This is a genomic window from Paenibacillus sp. Soil522, from assembly GCF_001428245.1.
In the GTDB taxonomy this organism is placed as follows: Bacteria; Bacillota; Bacilli; order Paenibacillales; family Paenibacillaceae; genus Pristimantibacillus.
The window spans coordinates 20,468-42,609 of record NZ_LMRV01000048.1; the positions used below are offsets into that span (position 1 = coordinate 20,468).

General features: G+C 45.7%; 21 protein-coding genes. 7 read left to right on the forward strand and 14 right to left on the reverse strand.

Going from position 1 to position 22,142, the window contains the following annotated elements:
- Positions 1-187: 187 nt before the first annotated feature.
- The 3 genes from ASG81_RS16155 to ASG81_RS16165 form a co-directional block, all read right to left on the reverse strand.
- Complete coding sequence (locus tag ASG81_RS16155; protein ID WP_056636269.1) at positions 188-1,318, reverse strand: hypothetical protein; 1,131 nt, start codon at positions 1,316-1,318, stop codon at positions 188-190.
- Positions 1,319-2,048: 730 nt separating this feature from the next.
- Positions 2,049-3,206 carry a type II asparaginase gene (locus tag ASG81_RS16160; RefSeq protein WP_056636270.1) on the reverse strand — a complete coding sequence of 386 codons (1,158 nt, stop codon included), beginning with the start codon at positions 3,204-3,206 and terminating at the stop codon, positions 2,049-2,051.
- Positions 3,207-3,506: 300 nt separating this feature from the next.
- The gene (locus tag ASG81_RS16165) at positions 3,507-4,292 is read right to left on the reverse strand and encodes an ankyrin repeat domain-containing protein (protein ID WP_056636272.1); all 786 of its coding nucleotides are present in this window, start codon (positions 4,290-4,292) and stop codon (positions 3,507-3,509) included.
- 133 nt (positions 4,293-4,425) lie between these two features.
- Between ASG81_RS16165 and ASG81_RS30940 the strand changes: the two genes are divergently transcribed.
- On the forward strand, positions 4,426-4,584 hold the full coding sequence (locus tag ASG81_RS30940; protein WP_155971586.1) for a hypothetical protein: 159 nt from the start codon (positions 4,426-4,428) through the stop codon (positions 4,582-4,584).
- Between the two features lie 151 nt (positions 4,585-4,735).
- Here the strand turns inward: ASG81_RS30940 and ASG81_RS16170 are convergent, their stop codons facing one another.
- Complete coding sequence (locus ASG81_RS16170) at positions 4,736-5,758, reverse strand: phosphotransferase enzyme family protein (protein WP_056636275.1); 1,023 nt, start codon at positions 5,756-5,758, stop codon at positions 4,736-4,738.
- 23 nt (positions 5,759-5,781) lie between these two features.
- Positions 5,782-6,159 (reverse strand): winged helix-turn-helix transcriptional regulator, encoded by a 378-nt coding sequence (locus ASG81_RS16175; RefSeq protein ID WP_056636276.1) that lies wholly within the window; start codon positions 6,157-6,159, stop codon positions 5,782-5,784.
- A gap of 125 nt (positions 6,160-6,284) precedes the next feature.
- Between ASG81_RS16175 and ASG81_RS16180 the strand changes: the two genes are divergently transcribed.
- Positions 6,285-7,337, forward strand: a complete 1,053-nt coding sequence (locus ASG81_RS16180) for a zinc-binding alcohol dehydrogenase family protein (RefSeq protein WP_056636278.1) — start codon at positions 6,285-6,287, stop codon at positions 7,335-7,337.
- Positions 7,338-7,887: 550 nt separating this feature from the next.
- Here ASG81_RS16180 and ASG81_RS16185 read toward each other — a convergent pair.
- Positions 7,888-9,294, reverse strand: a complete 1,407-nt coding sequence (locus ASG81_RS16185; protein ID WP_056636280.1) for a stalk domain-containing protein — start codon at positions 9,292-9,294, stop codon at positions 7,888-7,890.
- A gap of 261 nt (positions 9,295-9,555) precedes the next feature.
- Between ASG81_RS16185 and ASG81_RS16190 the strand changes: the two genes are divergently transcribed.
- Together ASG81_RS16190 and ASG81_RS16195 are read left to right on the forward strand one after the other, a co-directional pair.
- Positions 9,556-10,248: a hypothetical protein gene (locus tag ASG81_RS16190; protein ID WP_056636282.1), complete on the forward strand. Its 693-nt coding sequence runs from the start codon at positions 9,556-9,558 to the stop codon at positions 10,246-10,248.
- A complete protein-coding gene (locus ASG81_RS16195) occupies positions 10,245-10,994 on the forward strand; it encodes an S-layer homology domain-containing protein (protein WP_056636285.1) in 750 nt (249 codons plus the stop codon). The genes ASG81_RS16190 and ASG81_RS16195 overlap by 4 nt, the downstream gene beginning before the upstream one ends.
- Positions 10,995-11,102: 108 nt before the next feature.
- On the opposite strand, the gene ASG81_RS16200 is transcribed toward ASG81_RS16195, so the two are convergent.
- Positions 11,103-11,330 (reverse strand): hypothetical protein, encoded by a 228-nt coding sequence (locus ASG81_RS16200; protein ID WP_056636287.1) that lies wholly within the window; start codon positions 11,328-11,330, stop codon positions 11,103-11,105.
- 219 nt (positions 11,331-11,549) lie between these two features.
- Between ASG81_RS16200 and ASG81_RS16205 the strand changes: the two genes are divergently transcribed.
- Both ASG81_RS16205 and ASG81_RS16210 read left to right on the forward strand, forming a co-directional pair.
- Entirely contained in the window at positions 11,550-12,188 is a 639-nt protein-coding gene (locus ASG81_RS16205; protein ID WP_056636289.1) for a cell wall hydrolase, read from the forward strand.
- A gap of 48 nt (positions 12,189-12,236) precedes the next feature.
- Positions 12,237-12,428, forward strand: a complete 192-nt coding sequence (locus ASG81_RS16210) for a hypothetical protein (protein WP_056636291.1) — start codon at positions 12,237-12,239, stop codon at positions 12,426-12,428.
- 93 nt (positions 12,429-12,521) lie between these two features.
- On the opposite strand, the gene ASG81_RS16215 is transcribed toward ASG81_RS16210, so the two are convergent.
- The 5 genes from ASG81_RS16215 to ASG81_RS16235 form a co-directional block, all read right to left on the reverse strand.
- Entirely contained in the window at positions 12,522-14,084 is a 1,563-nt protein-coding gene (locus ASG81_RS16215) for an ABC transporter substrate-binding protein (protein WP_056636293.1), read from the reverse strand.
- 55 nt (positions 14,085-14,139) lie between these two features.
- Positions 14,140-15,075 (reverse strand): carbohydrate ABC transporter permease, encoded by a 936-nt coding sequence (locus ASG81_RS16220; RefSeq protein WP_056636295.1) that lies wholly within the window; start codon positions 15,073-15,075, stop codon positions 14,140-14,142.
- Positions 15,076-15,089: 14 nt separating this feature from the next.
- Positions 15,090-16,010, reverse strand: coding sequence for an ABC transporter permease (locus ASG81_RS16225; protein WP_056636297.1), 921 nt, complete (start codon positions 16,008-16,010; stop codon positions 15,090-15,092).
- 188 nt (positions 16,011-16,198) lie between these two features.
- Positions 16,199-17,758, reverse strand: a complete 1,560-nt coding sequence (locus tag ASG81_RS16230; protein WP_056636299.1) for a response regulator — start codon at positions 17,756-17,758, stop codon at positions 16,199-16,201.
- A 36-nt stretch (positions 17,759-17,794) separates the two neighbouring features.
- On the reverse strand, positions 17,795-19,534 hold the full coding sequence (locus tag ASG81_RS16235; protein ID WP_056636301.1) for a sensor histidine kinase: 1,740 nt from the start codon (positions 19,532-19,534) through the stop codon (positions 17,795-17,797).
- 224 nt (positions 19,535-19,758) lie between these two features.
- Here ASG81_RS16235 and ASG81_RS30945 point away from each other — a divergent pair, with 224 nt between their 5' ends.
- On the forward strand, positions 19,759-19,914 hold the full coding sequence (locus ASG81_RS30945) for a hypothetical protein (RefSeq protein ID WP_155971588.1): 156 nt from the start codon (positions 19,759-19,761) through the stop codon (positions 19,912-19,914).
- Between the two features lie 332 nt (positions 19,915-20,246).
- On the opposite strand, the gene ASG81_RS16240 is transcribed toward ASG81_RS30945, so the two are convergent.
- Both ASG81_RS16240 and ASG81_RS16245 read right to left on the reverse strand, forming a co-directional pair.
- Positions 20,247-21,782 carry a glycoside hydrolase family 31 protein gene (locus ASG81_RS16240; protein WP_056636302.1) on the reverse strand — a complete coding sequence of 512 codons (1,536 nt, stop codon included), beginning with the start codon at positions 21,780-21,782 and terminating at the stop codon, positions 20,247-20,249.
- 53 nt (positions 21,783-21,835) lie between these two features.
- A complete protein-coding gene (locus ASG81_RS16245) occupies positions 21,836-22,033 on the reverse strand; it encodes a hypothetical protein (protein ID WP_056636305.1) in 198 nt (65 codons plus the stop codon).
- Positions 22,034-22,142: the final 109 nt, after the last annotated feature.

The window sequence follows — 22,142 nt, forward strand, 5'->3', positions numbered from 1 at the left end:
ATCTGCGATAACTGGTGGACTTCACCTGAACAAAAAAAAAGTCCCGAGGATAAATTCCCACGAGAACCTTTTTTACCGATGCTTTCGGATTCCTACCATACATTCATATTACTTTACAAACATAGGCCACGTCCGTAACGGTTAAAGGAGTCTCCGCTGGCCATACGGGGGCGGTAGTATCGGAGTATTAGATTTGAATGGCGAACAACGAATTGCTGGTCAACCGGTACCATGCGCTATTCCGGTAATGGAACTCCCCTGGATCGCTGGACACACGCACATGTTGATTCGCCTGAGTGGAATAAAGGTACGTTTTGGTGTTCGTAATCGACCTCGTGTACACCGTGTACACCACCGAGCCGTCCGCGCCCAACTGGTTGATGGAGAGGCCATCTCTTGCGTACCACGACTGTTTCCACGTCTGTGAAGGGGTTTCAAAAATCGGTTTGGTTTCGCCCTCCGGCGACCGGACATACAAGATCCAATTATCCTTTTCTTTATTATACTCCTGATAGGTAATCCAGCCATTATTGATCTGATAGTCTCTTCTTGGGTTGGTAAAAAAACTATAAAAAGGGTTTAGGGCTAATGTGGTAATCTTGTCATCGGCGTCACGCAATCGGACCACCCACTTCTGTCCGATACTCGTCCATATGAGTACCTTGTAGATGATGTTTTTTCCGTCCGTCAAGGGCCCGCCGTAGCTTAAGTAGCCAGCAGGCGGCACCAGCATCGTCAACGTACCGTCGGGAAGCGACTTGTAGAGGTTCGATCTATAAGTTCGATCCACATAGACCACGGTTCCGTCAGCTGATAGATCAAAGCGGTTCGTATTTACAAAATGCGAATTCGGCAATGAACGTGATTGTCCCGTAGTTAAATCCACAACACCGTTGGTAAATACCGCAAAATTCCCTTTTACTGCGTGTAGACTCTGTCCGGCGACAAGCTGTCGAACCTCACCATCCTTCCAATAATAAATCACATGCCCGGTTGAGGCATTAACTGAGGCAAAAACAATACCTTCAGCGGATAACTTCGCATTCCCGATAAAATCATCGGACCCGGCAGCATCGTAAATCTTTACTTGGCTTCCATCCGTACGGTTGTACAGCCAGAGCACCTTATCGCCGACTTCTTTCCAAATAATACGGCTTTCGTCAAAGTCGAGGATGGTTCCGTTGAACTCGTTAAGGAGCACCTCGGAACTAGTCTCGGTCTCTGTATCCCCCTCAGCGGCAGCGGCCTGCAACGGCGGAAGCAGAATCAGCATCAGCAGCATAAATGCCCAAACGAAAGGTATAAATCGTCGTTTCATTAGAATACCCCTCACCTATAATTTATTTTTGTTAACTATCCATCGGTATTTCGTTTTTAAAATGACATTAACTCTACTTGTTTTGAATTAAACACCTCCTTGTGTCGAATTCACAGTAAAACATGTTGTAGTTGAGAAGACAAGGTCAGGAAAGGCTAACACTTAGCAGAATCACCGAAAGAGTATGATCGCGTTGTCTAAGGCCCTTACGGGAATTCATGTCTTTATTATTTCTTCCGGAAAAATGAGGAAAGTCTTCAAATCATTATTCAATTCGAATAATAGTATACAACAATATAGTTCATATTGAATATCTTTTTTCGTGGTTGAATAACAAAATTCACCCAGCCGTATGAGAACTTCCTCCGGATCCTTGGTAACGTTCAGCATAGGGATCAGGAAGTTGAAACACAGTCGATTCCAGAATACGAATGCGATGAAAATACGCGGTACACTCACAAGGCAACGAGAAGGAAGTTGAGATTTTTTCTTGGAGAAGCGTTGAAGTTGGCTACATAATCGTGCGAGGGGAGTCACAGATAAATGATCATTTAAAATGACACATAAGGAAACTAAATCTTGTGCGGTACATTTGCTTATCCGTTGGACAAAATTAGTTTGTCTAGCGAGCACTTCTAGCTGGGAAGGAGAAAAGTGATGCTGTAATTCTTGGGGTAAACAAAAATAAAAGCGCCGCCCCTTGAACGGAGCGGCGCAATCGAATAATCTCTTAGTATTGGTTAAAATACTCTTGAATCTTCTGTGGATCTTGGGTTTGGGTGAGTGCCAACATCAACAAGATGCGTGCTTTTTGAGGACTGAGATTGTCGGAAGTGACAAATTTATTTTCGTCATCGATTTTTTCTCTGGTAACTATGCCTTCAGGCACGCGGGTACCGCGAACAACGACAACTCCTTTCTTTACAGCATCCTGCAGACCCGGAAGCGTTTTTTCATGAATGGAGCCGTTGCCTGTACCGGCGTGGATGATGCCCTTCGCTCCGGCTGAAACCGCGGCGTCAACCATGACACGGTCGTCATTGGCATGTGAATAGACTATATCTACACGCTTCAAATGATCTTCAGTAATATTGTGAATGTCAAAGTCGGACTGGTTTGTATGTTTTCTAACCGGCAAGTTGTAAAAGTAAGGTTTACCTCCCAGCATATATCCGAGGTAGCCTAGTTCCGGATTTTTGAAGGTATCCACGCCGGTAGTGCTGGTTTTAAAATTATCACGGGCGTTTCCAATCTTGTCGTTCAAGGAAATCAGGACGCCTTTACCCTGAGCTTCTTTAGAACCGGCCAACGCTACAGCGTTGTATAAGTTTAACGGGCCGTCAGCAGACATTGCCGTAGAGGGACGCATGGAACCGACGATCACGATCGGTTTATCGGAATGAACAGTCAAATCGAGGAAGTAAGCAGTCTCCTCCAATGTATCCGTACCGTGGGTGATGACAACGCCGTCATACTTTGGATCATCCAATGTCTTTTGGACTTCCTTCGCCAGCTTGACCATGATGGCATCGGTATTGGATGTGCCTGAATCGATTTTCGCCACTTGAGCAGCGGACAGGTTAGCAATATCTTTTAGCGATGGCACCGCTTCAATGAGTTGATCCGGAGTCAGAACCCCCGCTTGATAACCGGTAGTTTGAGTAGCAACAGAGCCGGTTCCGGCGATCGTGCCGCCCATTGCTAAAATTTGAATGTTGGGCAAATTGGGTTTGACAGCATTGCTCGCATTTGTGACGGAAACTGGTTCATTTCGGGCCGTACTCTTTGCTTGTGCATCCGTTTGGTTTTTTGCCGCACATCCTGAAGATATGAGAGATAATGCCAGTACAGTGACAGCCACGATTTTGTTTCCGGTTAATTTTTTCACTTGAAAAACTCCCCCTTTAAGACATTTGGCCCATCTTTAGATTAATATTAAAGCGCCTTCATTAATCAGTATAAAAACTTGACTATAATAATCTATAAGAATCTACAAAACCAGTTCGAGTATTTTTTACGAATTGACGCAAGCTGTAGGAGAGTCGTATTCGATGCCGGATTCTGATGGGCATGTGGTATTACCCCTTATTCGCGCACAAAAAGACACCTCCCGTATGGAAGATGTCAATCATTAATGCACTTAATCCTCAGAGCTCTAGCCTGAGGCTCTGCAACCCAAATTGATCATTCACAGTTCGCCGGCAGATTTAGCGCCTTGACTACGCAGCCACTGAACCAGATCAGCAGCGGAACTACGTTGCGCTGCGTCCAGTGGGGTTAATCCATCCCAAACCGAAATCCAGTTCAGTTCAGCACCTCGGTTGAGAAGGTATTCTGCAGAGCGCCGCTGTCCACCGTGGCAAGCGCACCAGAAGGCGACGATAATCTTGTCCGGAGGTGAAGAGCATCTTGCTCCCCAAGGGTATCGCTCCGAAAGTGTGGCACCGGCAAAATAGGCCTCAATTGCATCCATCTGTCCTAGCGCAGCCGCATGCCAGAGTGCGATCTGGGCTCCACGTTTAACCAACCTATGCGCTGTCCCCCACTGTGCGAACGCTACTGCATCATCTAGTGGTGTGCCACCTGCGATCACTGCACCTGGCGCTTCGATGTCGGCTCCAGCATCAAGAAGCGCGTCAAGCACTTCAATGTCATCGCAGCTCGAAGCCCAATGAAGCGGTGTCTCGGTGTTCGATCCAGTGAACCGAGCGTTCACCTCAGCACCGAACTCGACTAACGTACCCACAGTAGCAGCACCGTTAGGAAAATGACCGGGCCAGTCGGTCACCACATGCAACAGTGTTCGAGACATTCCACAACTTTTGCCTTCGTTGTTATTGTCTCTTCCGATAATTCTTACCGTAGCCAAGCCCGGATTCTCGTCAAGAAGTTGGTTTAACAGTGAGATATCGCCAGTGTGGATCGCTTTAACAACATTTACTGTCAGCGTTTCATCTTCGTAAATAAAGTCCATGTCCAAATCTCCTCTCACACCCTATAGAGTGAAACAAGCAATCTAATAAATTCGGGTAATTCCTCATGTCTAACTCCTAAATGAATAATCGTCTACATGACGGACATACTAGCGCCTGAAAGGAGTGTTGAAGATGGATCGCGCGAAAGAGACCGCAAGTGAACGTCCGCTTTCGGACAAGTCGGAGATTGAACAAGCAAACATACGAATGGATCGCGAATTCTACGGAGATACGGACATCGAACATCCGGAAGAATCGACGGTTCCGTTCATTAACCGCAATCAGAGCTGATTCATAATCTGAATTTATCGAAAAACGGAGCGGGCTGAATAGTCCGTTCTTTGTTGTGTTTTTAAAGCAAGTTTAACAAAGGATGCCTCGTATTATCCGTCGGCATCCTAATTTTGTTATTGAACTTCTTTTTGAGTAAAATGCATAATTGTCACACAAAATCCAATTGCTCCGGCAGTGCAGCCCAGTTATCTTCGATCCAATGCATTTCTTCGACAAACCGGCCAAGTAATCCGCGTAGCTCGCTTTCAGCACGAACCTCCGTACGAAGCCACCAGATGGATTCGATCAAATAAAGCATGCGCATAGCCCGGGGAAGCATACCTTGTGACACTTCTGAATGTTCACAGTATCCATCCATAAACGATCGAGCTGTCTCCATCCGCATCTGGCCGTCCCGCAAAGCACCTGACAAGACTGCGCGGGCCACATCGATTTCCGGGTACGCCATCGTCATCCGGTTAAAATCGACAATGCCGGCCAAACCATGCCTATGCACCAAAATATTATCCACCCACAAATCCCAATGCAGCCATCCGGTAGGACATGAATCAAACATACGAAAATCCATTGATTTTACAATGTCCTTTGACCGCCTAAGCCACTCCATTACAGTCTTATCTCCCGCATCTTTCGCCTTCTCCCAGTTGCTCTGCCATTCTCTCAAATAGATATCCTTGTCTGGTTTCCAGGCAGGCTCGTCTAACGGCGGTACGGACCGCAGCCACTTATGCATTCGCCCAGTAGCCACGCCTAATTCATACATTTGAACGGCATTTAAGCACCCAGCTTGAGCGGTATGACCGTCCACCCAATCCAGCACGGTATAAAATAAATCCGACGGCGTTTCCTGTATGAACTGTTCCTTGTAAAGATAAACCTTTGGGCACGGTATTCCGGCTGCGTTTAGTCCATGCTGCAGTTGGAGCGTTTTCTCGATCGCACTTCTTCTCTCGGGACGCGTATTTAGCTTGTATCGCTCCGGGTGATAGTACTTTACAAATAACGGCCCGTGGTCCGTTTCCATTTTCCACTTGACGTTGAGCCAGCCCTTATCGATTGGCAGCACTTCTCTCACGTATAATCCGAACCGTTCCTTAAGATGAACCGCGATTTCAGCTGACCAACGCTCTTTCGCATCATGAGTCATATGACGGCAAACATATCCTTTCATCGGTTAGTTTTTTCCCAGATTACTCAATCCTCCTCCCCTTGCGGCGTTCTAATTTCGTTAAGTCTGATTTTATAAATCTCTCCCCATTCTTTCATAGATTTTATGATCGGTTCTAACGTTTTTCCAAAATCAGTGAGAGAGTATTCCACTCTGGGTGGAACTTCTTTATAAACTTCTCTGTGAATGATGCCGTCCCTTTCAAGCTCCCGTAACTGCAGTGTAAGCATAAACTGCGTAATACCCGGATTAAGACGCCGGAATTCATTAAATCTTTTCGTCCCGCCAATGAGATGATAGAGAATGATCCCTTTCCATTTTCCCCCGATAACATCCAGAGTTGTCTCGACATGACATCCTTCCATATTTGGATTAGCACCGTATTTGTTTCTTCGATCTCCCATTATTCTGTCTCCTTACAATAGTATGATTTTTAATACTATGTAATAAAATTATGCGCACTTTCTAAAAGTAAGTATACATCATATAATTCAAATGCACGATATACCAACTTGAAAGGAAGAAAAATATGAGTAATCACCAAAAAATGAAAGCAGTCGGAGCTTACCGATATCTCCCTTTATCCGATCCGGAATGCCTTGTTGATCTGTATATAGAAAAGCCGATTCCAACTGGCCGTGATCTATTAGTAAAAGTAAAAGCCATCTCTGTTAACCCTGCAGATTTGGGCGTTCGAGAGAAAAACAACTATGAAGAAGAATCGCCTAAAATTCTTGGCTGGGATGTAGCCGGGATCGTGGACCAGGCTGGACCTGATTGTCAATTGTTTAAACCTGGAGATGAGATTTATTATGCGGGAAGTGTAACTCGTCCTGGGGGCAATAGTGAATTTCATTTGGTAGATGAACGAATTGCGGGAAACAAACCGAAGAGTTTGGATTTCGCACAAGCTGCCGCTTTACCGCTTTCTTCGATTACGGCTTGGGAAGGCTTATTCGATCGTTTAGGAATCAGTCATAGCGTAGAAGAAAACATAAATAAAAGCTTACTCATTATCGGTGCAGCAGGAGGAGTAGGGTCGATCGCAACACAACTTGCCAAATTAGCAGGCTTAACGGTAATTGGCACTGCTTCACGCCCAGAGTCCATTCAGTGGGCCAAAGATCAAGGAGCAGATATTACAATCAACCATAACAGCCATTTTGCATCGCAGCTCAAAAATAGTGGGTTTGAGACCGTGGATTATATATTTTGCTTAAATGACACGGTACAGCATTTTGCGAATATGGTTGAAGTCATAGCCCCGCAAGGTAAGATCTGTTCAATCGTTCCTGCAGATAAAGCTTCTTGGGCCGGAAGCCTGGATATGGACATGCTTTTTTCTAAAAGTATCACATTCGTATGGGAGCTGATGTTTACCCGTTCCATGTACCAAACCGAAGATATGATCAAACAACATGATCTACTGAATAAACTGGCTGATTTAATCGATAACGGGAAGTTGAAATCCACTTTGACTGAACGAATTGAACCCATTAATGCAACAAACCTGCGTTTCGTACATGAAAAAATAGAAACAGGAAGATCGATAGGAAAGATTGTGTTGGAAAATTTCCAATAAGCTTCAATAATAAAGGAGCAGCAGCTGGCATGCTGCTCCTTTATTATCTTCCAGGAAGCACATACAAGCATTTTGATAAGCCAATATTTTCCACATTAACCTCCCTCTATGGAGAATCACTTTCCTCTTAAATGCTCTGATGAGCGATTGCATCTTTTCAGCGGCCCAATTTTTATCAGGTAACTGAGCTGCAAGCCATTCTGCATCTGGTGAAATCCTAAATATGTAGAATGTATTGTCTTGAAGTTCATTCCAAGTTGTATAACCGAGACTCTGATTAAATTTGTCTAAATCCCCGAAAAAGCATCCCTATATAGTTTGCACTGTGGAAATTCCCACGTTCATACCCGACCGGTGCAATTCACGCTTGGAGAATGATCATTATTTTCAGTTTTTGTTCGTATGATTGCTTAAACTTCATAGTAAGAGCGCCTCCTTGATGATGTTGGGTTATAAACCCGTCTCATACCGAGGCGCTCCTTTTTAATGAAACGTTTGAATTGGGATTGCATTCGCGGATCTTGTTAGAAACCAATTAACTACATCCTTTTTATAACGTCAACAGCACTTCCCTGTTCTTCCCGTCCCAGACCACTTTTGCCCCCATCGCTTGAGATACAAAACGCAGCGGCACCATCGTCCTGCCTTTCACAATCTGAACTGGGGATGGGAGTTTCAAAGTGGTACCGTTTACTGCCGCTTCCTGTATCCCAACTTCCATCTTAATTAAATTAGAGCCATACTTGATTGTAACGATATTGTTGGCATAGTTGACTGAACCGCCTAGCGATTCGAACAGGCCTCGAATTGGAACAAATACTGAACCGTTTATCATCCTAGACTGGTTTTCCATAAGCAGGTATTTTCCGTTTAATCGAATTCCGATTCCTTTGACGACCTTTTTCGGAATGATTTTATGATCGTATTTGTATTTATCGTCCCCGTAAAAGTTACTCATCTTTCCCCATGAAGATACCGTGCCATCTTTGTGAAGCACTGTACCTCCTCCTTCACCCTTAGCGCTAATTGCTATAGCCTGACCGATTCCTTTTACTGGGTACAACTTCTTATCTTCTGTTGGCCAAATCCAGTATGACACCGTGCCGTCCTTCATGAGAACAAAAGAGAATGCATAAAAATCTCCTAAATCGTCCATAGCCCCCGATACTGCCGTAACACCCGGGGCCAATTTTGCAACGTTAAAATTTGGCGTTGTTAACCCATATACGGCATATCGATTAATAATATAGACATCCCATGAAGCGCTGAAAATCATTCCAGTAGAGATCGATGCGGCATTCTTGAAATCCGTTGGCTCGATGCCAGATCGATAAAGTTTACCGGGAAGGAACGGATCGCTGTATTTGTCTCGTCCCCAGAACCAAACTGTCCCGTCCTTAGCGAGCGCTACCGGAAAATACCCTCGTCCCTCAATCGCGATGATATTTTCTAACTGACCAATCCGACCCGGCTTTCGTCTTTCTTCTATACTTGCGTCAGGAGCGCAAGCGTCGTTAGGTGTTTGGAACTCACATAATCCTTCCAGCGACCAAACTGTTCCATCAGCTTTAAGAACATAATTTCCTGAAATGCCGACAGCATTATCCAATCCTTCAACACGACTTGGTTGATCAAAGGAATTAAAATAAATGGTCTCTCCGTTTGGACCCGCTATATTTCCGACCTTCCTGCCCCATGTCCATACACTGCCGTCCATTTTTATAGCCGCATTGCCTTCGGATATGGTCTTTACATCCTCAAGGATCGGCACTGCCTCGAAGGTTTCATCATTCCACGACCATAGTATTCCCTTATCGTCCAGCGCGTTATTTCCAGCAATGCTTACAATACCATTCAGAAATGGATCCTGTGCTGCATTAGCATAAGTAGGTATTGCAGATAGAATAATTGTGACTGTAATCGTAAAAATCGCCAACTTTTTCATAATCCCACGCATTGGTTCACCTCATCACCTTTTTTATAAATAATAGAACGCCATTATTTGTAAAAAGTTGCAGGAGTCTCAGCAAATGATTCGCATAAGATCGTTCGTTTAGAATTCAACTGTCGCCATGTTGGCCAAATTTTTCCTGGGATTTAGTAAGGCTTTCTGGTAAGCGCGGGCAACATCAATGTCCCAAAAAAACTTTTTCAGTGACAAATGCTCGGGATCTTTGTAGCATTAGAAATGGAGTATTATAGTCAGGAAGGGTGTTAAATGGTGAAAGTTATACGATTCAAACTGGTGGCTCTGCTGTTGGCGATGATCATGTTCGTCCCGTTGACGCAGGCATCAGCTGCAGGCGAGGTGTACAAGTACGATTTTGATCAGATCAGAGTTGTGTATGCCGCCGAATTTACGATGTATCCCGACTCTGCCCCTTCAGAACACTGGCTGACGCAAATCGCTGGCGGGCCGAACAAGCCGATTCAAATTTTGTACGGGATTCTCCACCTGTACAACGGAGACCGCTACATCGATGAGCAATTTATTAAAATGTCCGGCGAAGGCGGTTCGGAACGTTTCTTAAGCAACTCGCTCCGCAACGATTATTACGATGAGACCTATACGCTGAAGCGGCAAACCTCCGTTCAGTTCTGGTCCGGGAAGAAGCTTGATGGCAATGCGGTCGTGAAGGACTTTAACGAGCCGCTGAAGTCGGTTACGCTCGTTCAATCGTTCGACCCGCAAGGGCAAGTAACGGGCTTCAATCTCTACGCGCAGCCTCTTATTATGCCGGGAAGCGAATGGGATCCGTTCTCGAATTACGTCAGTTCCTACACGTACGATCCAAGCAGCCTTCTGCATGCCGGAGAAGCGAATGGCAAGGAAGTAGAGCCGAAGCCTGAAGAGCAGAAGGTTGGAGAGCCACAGACCGCGGAGCCGAAAGCCGAGGTGATGCAGCCATGATGAAAAAAAGCGTAACCGTTTCCCTTCTGCTGGCTATGTTTTTGCTGCTGTCCTCCTCGGTTTACGCCACATCGGACAGCCGTGTGAAGCAGGCTGACACCTTGAAGCAGCTCGGTCTATTCACGGGTACTGGACAAGGCTACCAGCTCGAAGCCGCCTTTACCCGCGCACAAGGGACAGCTATGCTGCTTCGTCTAGCAGGCGAGGAAGCAGATGCTTCCAAAGCTAAATTGAAGCCAGCCTTTAAAGACGTGAAAAGCTCGTATTGGGCTGCTTCCTCCATCGCATTCGCCGTAAAAAAAGGGTATGTGAAAGGTGTTAGCAGCACCGCCTTCGCCCCGGAGCGCATGATGACGGGCAAGGAGTTTCTGACGCTGGTCAACCGGCTGCTGGGTTATCCTGACGCAGTGCCCGCTAATGCGGCCGAGCTGTCTCAAATGAATGGTCTTTTGCAAGCGGATGCTGTTGCAAGGCTGACTGCAGCCAGACCGTTCCTGCGCGGCGATATGGTCGAAATCGCTTATGCAGCGCTGCTCGCCAAGCCAGCCGGAAGCAAGAGTACGCTTCTCCAGAAGCTCGTAGAAGAAAAAGGTACAATCACGGTTGCAGCCGCCGATGCAAGCGGTCTTTACACCCCTTCCGCCAAGTCCAAGGATACGGCAGACGTTTACATTCCCGAGCCTGGAACAGATCCGATGGATGCGATCGAGGAAGCCATCCGGCAGAAGCTTGATGGGAATGAATAATACCCTCAATCTCTATTATCAAGCCCAACAACCTTATAAGGTTGTTGGGCTTTTTATTACTCAAATAAATCACCCATGAGCTCGTCAGGTTCAGTTTTTTTGGTTTCACTAAGTGAACTTATCTGGCAGCGCCTTAATGATTTCTTCATACTGTAGAGCAACTACCACTTCTAAAATATGTATAGGGTTTTGATGAGCGTAAGCTACAAGCAATTCTTTATTAAACTCATCATCATTTAATTTCAAACTTCTTTTTATCAATTCCATCATAGCTCTTTGATTACGAAAATTAAGCTGCTCAATTTTTTCCATTGCTAATTCAATATCACCCTGCATGGTACACCCCTAATATCCGTGATCCGTGACTTTAATTTATTTTTATCAGTTCGTTTACATCATACTAATTCGGTGTACTTCCATTTTTTCGGGGGGTGTATAAGACGAGAAACATGAGAAAATTTTAACAAGATTATACTATTAAAGCTGTGCTAGAATAAACGAAACCTAGGACATTCTATAAATTTACATTATTCGTAACGGAGGAATTCAAACATTATGTACAGATTTCTGACTCTATTCACTCTACTCGTACTAGTTATCGCGACCGCATCAAATCACAAGATAGATGCTTCGCCTGTCTTGAAAGCCGGCAGCGAGGGACAAACAATTTCGGATCTGCAGTTCCGGCTTCAGACGCTCGGATATTACAATTTACCCATAGATACAAATTTCGGAAAAGTCACCCTCAGCGCGGTTCAACGCTTCCAAATAAATAACGGACTGCAGAGTGACGGCATTGTAGGCCCGAAAACATGGAGGAAGCTCAAAAAATTGACAGTCAACAAAAAAGAGCTTTCCATGCTTGCGCGTGTCATCTATGCCGAGGCAAGAGGGGAAAATTATAAAGGTCAAGTGGCGGTCGGTGCGGTTGTCATGAATCGCCTGCAGTCTCCAAAGTTTCCCAAAACAGTGAAAGAAGTCATTATGGAGCCCAATGCTTTCTCAGCCGTAAGGGACGGACAGTACTGGCTAATACCCAATCAAAATGCATTTAAAGCGGCCAAAGCTGCGGTAAAAGGTATGGACCCGACCGGTAATGCATTGTTCTATTATAATCCGGATATCTCTAAATCGGGTTGGTTCAAGACGCGTACGGCCACCAAGAAAATCGGCAATCATCTATTTACACTGTAGGCACAGACAAGAGAAAAAAGAAATTATCCAGAACAGGAGAACAAAAAAATGAGAATTGATACCAAAATCCGACAAAAGGCTAGAGTTGAAGTGGCAATTGATATTATTAAAGATATTTCTGAAAAAGAGGCCGTTCCGGAAGCTTTCAAAGATAAATTGAACGCAATGAGCTATGAAGATTTGGGAGCCTTGGTTATGCATATCGTTAAAACCCGATCCGTTGATGAAATCCTTAATTAAATGATAAGAGCACGCCTGTCGTTCTCATTAAACCGTGATTCTGATCTAAGAGCAAAAAGGAGGCGACAGCTGTCGTCTCCTTTTTGCTCTAATTTATTTGCTTGCAAGAAAAGCGTCGATTTGCGCTTGAAGTTCTGTCTGAAGCTTATCAATGCCGGCCGCTTTCAGCTGCTTGATCAGATCCGCTTGACCTTTATCAATATCCTTGATAAGGCCGTATTCGAGAGGAATGGCATAACGAAGCATGACATTGCCGATGTTGGCTACTTCATTCTTCACATTCGCATCGTTGAACACGAAGGTTTCCAGATTGAAGTTATAAACCTTTTGCTGCCAAGCGTCAGCGATAGCGTCCGCTTCAGCAGGGTAAGAAGCATCCTTGCGGTTCAGCGGCGAGTTAGCGCCCCAGTTGGAGAAGCCCGTAAAGTTAGCCGTGCCTGCAGTCGCGTTGAATTTATCGTCGCCTACCGCTTCATAGTGGGTGTCTGCAATGCCGTACATGAACAGATCGTGAATTTCTTTATCGTTTTGCAGCAAATCGATGACCATCAGTGCGCGCTCCGCTTTTTTGGACGTTGCGTGAATCGAAAAGCCGTTTTGCGTTGAGATCGCGGCAATTTTCTTTTTGTCAGGCGTAAGATCCGCAATTGCAAGCTCCACCTCAGGCTTCTCTCTGCGCAGCTCGGCTAGGTTCATGGCTACCGTACCAAGGTTTTGAGCGTAGGATGCCGTTTTGCCGGCTTTCATATCCTGCCATACGTCATTCTTATTGCTGACTATGTTTTTCGACCATGCATGGTTTTCAGCCAGATCTTTGTAGTATTTCAGAAGCTCTTTGAATTCCAGCGTATCGTAGATGTTGAATACTTTACCGCTTGCATCGTCAAGCTTGTAAGCCAGCGGCATATTGTAGTCTACAAGATTCCACTCATTTTTCTGCTCGAGCAGAATTTGATCCAACTCATGCCATTTCCAACCGTCAGCCGCTTTAGCGTTGTAAGCGTTGATGCTTTTCTCGTTAGCAGCGATCGTTTTTACGTAATTTGCAAACGTTTCAGGGTTGTTGACAGGGTCGAGATTGTATTTTTTGCGTAGGTCATCTCGGATTAGAACCGCTTTGTCTATCACCTCAGGATTGTTGTTTGGAACCATGTACTGCTTGCCGTTCACCTTCGATTGCTCCCATGCGACTGATGGCATCGCTTTCCACGTAAGCGGCATATTTTTCTGAAGCAGCTCGTCGGTCAGCTCAAGGAAGCCGCCTTTTAAAACTTGATCGTTATAGAACGCCCAGTTTGCCGTATAAGCGATATCAAAGTCTTCACCAGCCGCGAATTTCAAAGGATATTTTTGCGTCCAATCGGACCAATCCAAAAATTCCGCTTGAACTGTTGCATTGATTTTCTCTTTCAGCTTTTTGTTCAGCTCTCCAAATACCGTATCGTAGTCAATCGGCTTACCACCAACGAGAAGCATCTTAATGACAAGCTCCTCGGAAGTTCCGCCATTAGCTGCCGGCTCCGTCGTTCCTTCGGATGGCGTGTTGCTTGCTCCGGTATTTTTGTTTGCAGTGTTGTTGCTTCCGCAAGCGCTTATTACCGTTGTAAGCACAAGCATTAAGGCGAATAATAGCATGAGTGTTTTTTTGTTCTGCATGACGGGTAAATCCCCCTTAAAATAATTTTTATATGATAACCAGGTTGCCCTGAGGTCATCCTTTCACAGCGCCAATCGTTAAGCCTTGCACGAAATACCGTTGAATGAACGGGTACGCGAGCAGAATCGGACCGGTTGCGATAATCGTCATCGCCATCTTCAAGCTTTCGGTCGGGATATTCATCGTAACGACCGCTCCGGAGCTGGCCATCGCCTTGCGCATGCCGTCCATATTGCCAAGCATTTTGTACAAATAGTATTGAAGCGGCATCAAGTTTTCACTGCTGATAAACAAGAGCGCGTTATACCAATCGTTCCAGTAAGCTAGGGCGATGAACAAGCCGATCGTAGCTAATGCAGGCTTGGACAAAGGCAGCATGAGCTGGATGAAAATCCGGAAGTCGCCCGCCCCGTCGATCTTTGCCGATTCCGTAATGGCTTCGGGAATGCTGCTCATGAACGATTTCATAACGATAATATAGAACACGTTCAGCAGCATCGGGAGAATGAGCACGATTAGCCTGTCCTTTAGATCAAGATAGTTGACTATCATCAAATACCATGGCACAAGCCCCCCGCTGAACAGCGTCGTAAAGAAGAAGAAAAACGAAAACTTGTTGCGCCATTTAAAATCCTTGCGCTGCAGCACGTAGGCCGTCATCGCCGTTAAGAACAGTCCGGCGAGCGTTCCGAGCGCCGTTACCGCGATCGTTACTCCGTACGCCTTCAGCATCTGCGCAGGGTATCTAAACAAAAGCGCGTAAGCCTCTACCGAGAAAGCGGTTGGAAACAGCTGAAAGCCGTTTTCCACGATTGTGGATTCCTCTGTCAGCGAGGAGGAAATGATTAATAGAAAAGGTATGATGCACATAATCGCAAGCAGCGAAATAAACACATAGCCGAGTATCGTAAGCAGCAGGCGGTCCATTTGCTTTTTACCCGCGCCTCTCGGCGAATTATCTAATTTTCCAGTTGTCATAACAGCACTCATGTCATACCTCCGTTTTAGAACAAAGCGTGATCTTTGTCATACTTACGTACCGCGTAGTTTGCCAGCAAGATTGTCGCAAAACCAAGAGCGGATTGAAAAAAGCCCGCGGCGGCCGACAGTCCGATTTCATTCGACGTCGTCAGTGACCGGAATACGAAGGTGTCAATGACGTCGGTCGACGAGAACAGCAGTCCATTATTGCCAACCATGTTGTAGAACATGCCGAAGTCGCCTCTAAAGATGTTACCGACAGCAAGCAGTACCAAAATAATAATCGTTGGATACAGGTTTGGAATCGTAATATGGAAAATCCTTTGGAAAACGTTCGCGCCGTCGATCTCGGCCGCCTCGTACATTTCGGTATCAATGCCGGTGATCGCCGCCAGGTACATGACCGAGCCGTAGCCGAGCGCCTTCCAGGCAGATACCAATACGAGAATGAAAGGCCAGTAGGAAGGCGTATTGTAGATGTCAATCCGCTCAAGGCCAATCGCTGCCAGGATGGAGTTCAACGTTCCTACATCGTAGTTGAACAGGTTATATGCGATAGCACCTACGACCACCCATGAAATGAAGTATGGCAGAAACATAACGGTTTGAGATAATTTGCGGAACCATTTGCCCACCGCTTCGAATAAAAGAATCGCCGCGGCGATTTGCAGCACGTTATTTACGATAATAAAAGAAATATTGTAAAGAGCGGTATTTCTCGTTACAATCCATGCATTGCCCGATTCGAAGAAAAACCGGAAATTGTCCAGCCCGTTCCAAGGGCTTCCGAATATGCCGCCGCCGTAATTAAACTGTTTAAAAGCAAGCACGATACCGGCCATTGGCACATAGGCGAACAAAATAAAAAACAGGACTGCCGGTGTCAGCATTAGCAGCAGCGATTTATTTTTTTGTACGTCCCCCCAAAATCCGTGTCGGTTCATTTGTACTCTCCTCCTACTAACTCTTTGTATATGTTCATTATATAAAGAACACGAGAGCGAGATAATGAAGGCAAACAACTAAAAGTAATATATAATCTACGATTTGAAATAAAGAGGTTAATAATCTTAGGTCAAATAGCAAAAAGCCCGCTATCAGTTGCGACACGGGCTTACGTTTTCCATTCCGGCTATATTTTATGTTTTTTGCGGTATTCTCCCGGCGTCATTCCCGTCGACTGCTTAAACTGGCGGTTGAAGTATATGATGTTTTTGTAGCCTACCCGGTCGGCGATCTCGTATATTTTGAGCGTAGGATCGGCAAGAAGCTCACATACCCGGTTCATCCGCCTCTCGTTCAAAAAATCGCTGAACAGCATGCCCGTTTCTTCTTTGAACAAGGTTCCGAGATAATTTGGCGTAAAATCAAAGAAGGCCGCAACTTCCTTGAGCGTAATGCGCTGCTCCAGCCCTTCGTCGATATATTTCATAATTTCCTCGATCAGCTTACGCTTTTGCTTTTGCTTTTTGACGTACAGGAACTCCGATAACTCGAAAAATCTTCGTCTTAGCCACGAAAGAATGTCATCCATCGTCTCAAATTGAAACAGAACGGCCGGCTGGTGCGATTCCCATTTGAGCAACTCATACAGATTTTCGTTTTTTTGCAGTAATTCTGCATGAAGCTTAGACGTAATTCTAATAATAAGATCATAAATGTCACTCTTATGGGACATAGACACATGACGGTTAAATAGCAATAGCAGGCAATCATCAATCTTAACTAAATCATATTCCAGAATGGCCTCAAGCATCTTCTCGACGTTCTTGTCTAAATTGGGAGCGAAAACTCCTGTCTGTGTTAATGCAGAGACATCCTTAATCAAACGATTCTTCCCTAGCAGCCACTTCGCGCTTAAGGCAGCTAGAGCTTGTCGATAGGAATTGTGGAATTGACTCATCTCATACGTATATAAACCGGCACCGATCGTTATCGTAACGGGGAATGCTTGACGTACCGCTTGAATGAGTTCCTCGAGCAAAGCTGTAAAATAATCCTCCTTAACTGCCGACAGTATGACGAAGCGAAAATCGTGACTAATGATCAATGTGCCTAAGCCTTTTTTCTTTATGAATTGTTCGATAAATTGTGAAACATCCGTCATGAAGGCCCGTCTTTCTTCCTCCGGAATTTTCCATTCCACATCGTCGGTTTCGATAATGGCCACGGCCGAACCGAATTTCAGCTGCGGCTCCAGAAATTGTCTGATATGGTGCTCGCTAGCTTCCCCCAATGACGGGTCATTGAACCAGCGCAACAGCAGCTCCTGATTCACAAGCGATAAGGCCTTTGCCACACTGCGGGTTTGTTCCCTTTCCTTTTCCACCTTATCGCGTAATGAGGCGAGCATGTCGTACAGCTCAACATCATCTACGGGCTTCAACAGATAGCCGGAAGCATTGATTTGAAGCGCCTCTTTGGCGTAGCTGAAATCCTCATGTCCGCTAATAAATACGATTTGAACATGCGGAAGGAGCTCCTTGGTCTTGCGCGCAAATTCCATCCCGCTCATGATCGGCATCCGGATATCGGATAGAATGATATCCACATGCTCCGACTCCAAAATCTTTAATGCGCTAAAGCCGCTGTTGGCCGTTCCGACCACATTTAAGTTTAAATTACTATTAACCACCCTGCGTCGAAGCCATTCGAGATCGACCGCCTCATCATCAACCAACAAAATATTCATCTCTGCCTGTGCCCCTTTGCTGTAAAGAACGCCTTATTACTCACACTCGCCGTCATGAAATTTATCGCCCAGATCGAACGGAAGCCTGATTCGCACCGTGGTTCCCCCACCGTAGACGCTCCCGATTTGTATGCCAAACTCATCGCCGTACCTGAGCTTTATGCGGTCATCCACATTTTTCAGTCCATAACTATCCGATTGGCTAGGCCCGACCAGAAGATGCTTCACCGTATTTGGCTTCATGCCAATTCCGTTGTCGATGACTTTGAGCTCGATGTTTGCTCCTGTACGCCTGCCGGTAATACGAATCGCGATCCGGTCACCGAACCAAGCATGCTTAAAAATATTTTCAACGAAGGGCTGTAATATCAATTTAATAACCTGACAGCCTGCGATATCCGATTCGATATCAAAATAAACACTAAAAGCATCCGCATACTTGATTCTTTGAATATCCAAATAGGTTTCGATCTGTTCCAGCTCTTTCTTGAGAGGAATATAAACGTTCCCTTGATTTAATGACAGCCTATAAAATTTCGCCAGACCGCTAACCATGCCCGTAACCTTCTGCGTTTCACCGAGATTGGCCAGACTGCTTATGGTTGAAAGCGTGTTATATAGAAAATGGGGATTGATCTGCGCCTGCAGCGCCTCAAGCTCCGCCTGCTTCTTCTGTATGCCCTGCAAATAGACGCTATTAATGAGCTCCTGAATATTGGAAGCCATAATATTATAGGCATCGGCAATATGGACAAACTCATCGTTTCCGCTGAAGCGCAGCCTCTTCTGGAAATTATCCTCCTGGAAAGAACGCAGAAAGGTTACGATCCGTTTCATCTTGCGCCCGGATAAGCGCGCCACGATAAAGCCAATAAAGGTCATAACGAGGAAGCTGATTGCACATACTGTAAAAATAACGGACTGCAGCCGGCTGGCGTCTTTGGAAAGATACGAATAAGGGACAAGCGTCTCAATGACAAACCCCGTCCCGGGAACATTTTCCCTCAATATAAGGTAGGAGTCCGAGCTGAGCGGTTCGCTCGTTTCACCGCTTTGATACAGGCTCGTACCAGAAGTTTCGTCAAGCAGACGCAGTACGATACCTTCTTCAACCGGGAACGTATTGAAATCGCCTAGCAGATCATCCAATCGGGTTGTTATTCTGACGTAACCGATCATGGTCTTATAGTCGCTATAGGATACCAGCCTGCGAATATGTGAAATATTATCCAGTTTCTGATCTGTTTCGATCTGCAGCCATAAGTTATCCTTTCCTGAGCTTTGAAGGGATCGATACCACCCACTATCTGCAATATCGGTAAGCGGGAGCACGTAATAATCACTGTCCTCTATCTGCTCCGCCATGTTGTCGCCAAGAATATAGTTAAGATTCTCGTTTGTCGTATATACGGCCAGTCGGATATGATTTCCGAATAAGTGCAGCGGCGCTTGCATTTGCGGAACAATTTCATCCAGCATCGTCAAATAAACTTCCAAAGAATCACCTTTTTTCTGAAGTGCACGCTGAAAGGGCTGACTCCCGAAAAAGGTATCGGACATTCGTTGGATTTCGTCCAGCTGGTATTTTAAATTATTTCGAGTCTGTTCCATCGTGGTGCGAATATTGGTTTCGGCCATTTCGGTCCTCGATTGAATCAGCATCGAATAGGATATATAGCCAATAAATACGTCGGTCATTAACACCAATATGAGGTATGGGATCATCATCTTATAAGTGAATGGCATATAGTTTTTTTTCTGATTCTGATTCGTCATTGGCTCCCCCTGCTCTTATCGCAGTAATAGGACAAATAATAAACCATCTCTCAAAAGAAATAAATAGCGCGCCGCAGGAGACGTAAAAAAGCGGCAATCCGGAATAGGTTAGCCTGTTCTGGATTGCCTAAGTAAACTTGTTATTCCAAACATAAATTTCAAAGAATGGATAATTTAAAAATCCAGAGGAAATGATACTCCTAACAAAAAGGGGGTGGATAATAATGCCAAACAATAAAATAGTTGCAGAAACCGATGGTGATCAAAAAACAGCTTATGAAGATACCACTGCACATGACCGACCAGGCTTTATACTTGACGATACGGAGCAGTTAGGTAAAGAACACAAGAAACATTCTGGTGAACCAAGCAACAGCTAATTAAGCAGCCTCTGAGTTAAGAAAGGCTGCCCGTATGGCAAGAAGTAACCATTATCGTTAAGGGCACTCAGTTGTGCATCGACACAAAACTGTTTTTCAAGCAGTTTTGTGTCGTGTTTTTTCGTTGCATAACCAATTCACTATTTATTAATAACAATCGATAATTTATAGTTTCGTATTCAGAACATATCGTATGTCATTGAACACATGATGACTTCCCTTTGCTGCGATAAGTTTACTTCACAGAATACCAAACCGCTCCGGACCGGAGCGGTTTGTTTAGTATTGATGATCGGCTCTCCCAAAAGCCAGCAGTAAGCCGAAATAACCGTTTAGTTATATTCCCGTCGGAACCACGGCAGCCTGGAAAGCGGAGCCTCGACTTCCGCTTCGCACGGCCCGCACACTTGACTCCCATCCTCTCCTAGCCACGTTCCCTGCGGGAATACGACCTTTCGGGCCGTTGCGCCTTTTCGTAACACCGGTGCAACTAAGATGTCGTTGCCCAGCATGAATTGATCGATTATCGTGTCATAGTCTCCTTCCGGAAACACGTAGGCCATGTGCCTCATGATCGGTTCGCCTGTCGCTGCAGCGTACCTGGCCAGCTCGGCAATCTTGGCTCCCATTTGGCAGTGAAGCCTTGCAGCTTCGATGCAGTACGACAAATGCGTATTATCAAGCACCCTCCATGGCGCCGTTGAAAATTGCATCATCGGAAACAAGGCCGAGCATTGTGCGTAACGGACAAATAGCTCTTCGTCCACCTGGAAGTCTGGCCGGATTAAATCCTCATACTGACCGCCGCCGACCATGTCGGGACAGTTAAACGCGTATCCGACAAGTCCTTGCGCAAGTCCGTTCGGAATCAAACTGGCCAGGCCGTCGGAACCCCAGCTGTGGTTTTTGTCGGACTGCCGCTGGACAAGTGGTTGACCCGCGAGCTTCCAACAAGCCCGGTATTCGTTAAATGAATAGTTAAGGCCAATCCGCGCCCATGCTTCACACTGGTCGTTCGGCGTCGCTGGTCGTGCACTGATATCCGTCGTCTTGTAAAACTGAGGGTCTCCGGCATCCAGTTTAAAACCATCTACTCCGTACTTTTCCATAAGCCGGTCCAAATTCCTTGTAAACCAGCTTACCGCATCGGGATTCGTACAGTCCAAAATAGCGCTGTAACCGTTCCACCATTTGCGAATAACCGGCTCCCCGTGCAATTCCCTTAACAGGTACCCTTGTTTTTGTAAATAGCGGAACACTTCTCCATCGGGGCTAATGAACGGGCAAACCCATAGCATGACGCGGAATCCAAGCGCATGCAGCCGGTCTATCATCGCCTTGGGATCGGGAAACTTACCTTGGTGAAAGGTAAGCGTACCGTAGTCTTCATGCCAGTTGTCATCGATTATCAGGATGCCAGGCGGAAGCCCGTTTGCAATAATCGCTTCGGCGTAAGCGAGCACTTTATCCTGCGTAGGATGATAGCTCATCTCCATCCAGATGTTGTACTGGGGAACGGTGAAAAACAATAAATCTGGAAAGGTACTAGATGGCGGGAAGTACGATTGCGATGCATGAAGAAAGGCATCGCGCAAATGATTGCCGCCTTGCTCGACCTTGATCGTTCCCGCCACTCCTTCGACGACCAGCTCTTCGCCATCAAAAGTAAATCGGAACGGTTCCTCCGACCAAACATATCTTCCCTTATTCGAAAGTAGCAGCGGGCTTGCCTGGTTATAGCCAGCGTTTCCGAACAGATCTCGCTGATATATCCGGCTGCCGAATGGCATTTTCGTTCCATCGCTGATGACCCCGCCCCACCAATATTCATTTTCCATCAATGGAATACTAATGGTTACGTTATACATATAGCCTCCTATTCGATGTTATGGCCTTAACGTAGATAGATCGCCGATTCGACTCAGTCAGCGGTCAGTGGTATAAAATAACCGAATCTTACCCAAGGGATATGCCGTATAAGCGTAAAGTATTCGCTACATTCCATGATACACTCGACCTGTTTAACGCTCTCCCATAGCTTGGACAGAGCGGTATTCGTGACCAGCTCACCGATCAAAGAACGATCCGAGGCTACGATAATCCGATCGTGCTGGTCCAAGAGATACAAGCTTCCCGAACCGATATAATGGTCGACCGTTCTCGTCCATTACTTATCCAAACACGTGCAACAGACGACCGAGGCATGGTGATGTCCGTCTTGTTGAGTA